The 2,140-nt window shown below is 72.6% G+C and carries 2 protein-coding genes; one reads left to right on the top strand and one right to left on the bottom strand.

Going from position 1 to position 2,140, the window contains the following annotated elements; all coding sequences use genetic code 11:
* A partial coding sequence (locus tag B7L92_RS04775) for a glycosyltransferase family 2 protein (protein WP_081236227.1) occupies positions 1 to 1,362 on the bottom strand: 1,362 nt, incomplete at its 3' end.
* Positions 1,363 to 1,578: 216 nt separating this feature from the next.
* On the opposite strand from B7L92_RS04775, the gene B7L92_RS04770 reads away from it, so the two are divergent.
* On the top strand, positions 1,579 to 2,082 hold the full coding sequence (locus tag B7L92_RS04770) for a metallophosphoesterase family protein (protein WP_081236226.1): 504 nt from the start codon (positions 1,579 to 1,581) through the stop codon (positions 2,080 to 2,082).
* The last annotated feature ends 58 nt before the right edge of the window (positions 2,083 to 2,140 follow it).

Raw genomic sequence — 2,140 nt, 5'->3', positions numbered from 1 at the left:
GCCTTGTCGGGCGACGGCGTCCCAGACGCCGTCGCCCGGCAGGGCGGCGGGATCGACGGTCGCGGTCGCCCGCAGCACCAGCCGCACCCGTCCGCCGTCCCCGACGGGAACCGTCTCCCGGACCAGCTCCACGGGCTGGAAGTACTGGGCGCCGCCCGCCCGTTCGCGCAGCAGCAGATCCGCGGTGGCCCGGCCGAAAAGGGCCGTGGTCTCCGCGCCGACCCACGCCACCGCCGCCGCCACGTCCTTCGGCGGTTCGGCGAGCGGGGTACGGCCGGCGTCGGCGGGGAAGGTCATCGGCTCACGGGCGGAGGCGTACTCGGCGGTGAAACCGACGCGCAACGAGCCGTCCTGCCACTCGACGTCCGTCGGAACGGCCGTCGGCGCGACCGAGGCCTCCCACTCGGCGAAGGCCACCACGTCGTCGTACCGGCCGGCGGCGGCCAGCGCGGCGACGACCTGCTGCGTCGGCTGCAGCCCCGCCGCGACCCCCGGACCGAACCGCTCGACGACGACCTCGTGGATGCGGGCGAACAACTCCCGGCGGTAGTCGTCCGGCAGCCCGAGCAGCCGCCGGGCGCGCAGCCGCTCCACCATCTCCACCCGCAGCCAGCGGCGGAACAGCCGGTCGCGCACCGGACCCGGCTCGGTGTACCGCTCGACCACGTCGAGCGCCTCCCGCAGGTTCCCGAAGTACCCGGCCGGGTCGAAGCGCCGGAAGCCGGCGTTCGAGGCGTCGTCGCGTCCGACGTGGTAGTAGCAGACGTAGTCGCTGAGCACGGAGACGTTGTCCGCGCGCAGATAGGCCTCGACGACGAAGACGTGGTCCTCCAACCGCCGCCGTCCCTCCGGGAAGCGCAGCCCGATGCGGTCGAGGAACTCCCGGCGGACCATCTTGTGCGGGGTGAGACTGTCGATCAGCGGGGCGTTCTCGACCGTGGCCCGCGGGTGGTTGCGGCGGAACAACTCCACCGGCACACCGCGGTTCCTGCCGGCCATCTTGCCCACGACCACGTCCGCGCCGTGGGCCACGCCGTACGCGTACATCCGCTCCAGGGCCTCGTCGCCCAGGTGGTCGTCGTTGTCGACGAACATCACGAACTCGCCCCGGGCGGCGTCGATCCCGACGTTGCGGGGCTTGCCGGGCCAGCCGGAGTTCTCCTGGTGGATCACCCGCATCCGGGGGTCCTCGGCGGCGAGCCGGTCGAGCCGGGCCGGTGTCCCGTCGGTCGAGCCGTCGTCGACGAAGACCACCTCGTACTCGTCGGGGGGCAGCGACTGCCGCTGCAGCGAGGAGATGCAGTCCTCGATGTGAGGGCCCGGGTTGTAGACGGGAACGATGACACTGACCTTGACCGGCATCGGGATTTCATGGCCCTTCGGGTCGTTTGCCGCCGAACGTGCCGGCTTGGTGTGCATTGCCCGATCGTATCCCCACGGCCACCGCGGCCCCACCCTTCGGCCACGCCGGGACCGTGCCGCGGTCGCCGTGGCCCGGTCCGCCCGGTCGGCTTGTACGAGCGGTCACTTGGGGCGTGGCGAAAGACGGGGGAGCCGGCACGGCCTAGGCTGCCGCCCGTGCGACTGCTTCTGATGTCCGACACCCACCTGCCCAGGCGTGCCAAGCGACTGCCCGCGCCACTGCTCGACGAACTCCCGCGTGCGGACGTCGTGTTCCACGCCGGGGACTGGGTCGACACGGCCACCCTCGACCTGCTGGAGAGCCGCAGCCGGCGTCTCGTCGGCGTGTACGGCAACAACGACGGGCCGGAGCTGCGCGCCCGGTTGCCGGAGGTGGCGTACGCCGAACTCGACGGGCTGCGCTTCGGCGTGGTCCACGAGACGGGACCGGCCCGGGGACGGGAGGCCCGGTGCGCCGCACGGTTCCCCGAGCTGGACGTGCTGGTGTTCGGGCACAGCCACATCCCGTGGGACACCACGGCCGCCACGGGACTTCGTCTGCTCAACCCCGGCTCGCCGACGGACCGCCGCCGGCAGCCGCACTGCACCTACCTGACCGCCACGATCACCGAAGGGCGGCTCGAGGAGGTGGAACTCCACCGGCTGCCCCCGCGACGGTGACCGTACAAGGACAGGCCGGGCCGCTTCCACCGACAACGAAGCGGCCCGGCCTGTCCTT

Source organism: Streptomyces viridosporus (genome assembly GCF_002078235.1).
In the GTDB taxonomy this organism is placed as follows: Bacteria; Actinomycetota; Actinomycetes; order Streptomycetales; family Streptomycetaceae; genus Streptomyces; species Streptomyces viridosporus.
Note: the sequence above shows the minus strand (reverse complement) of the source record. Positions and strands in the feature narration are given on the sequence as shown.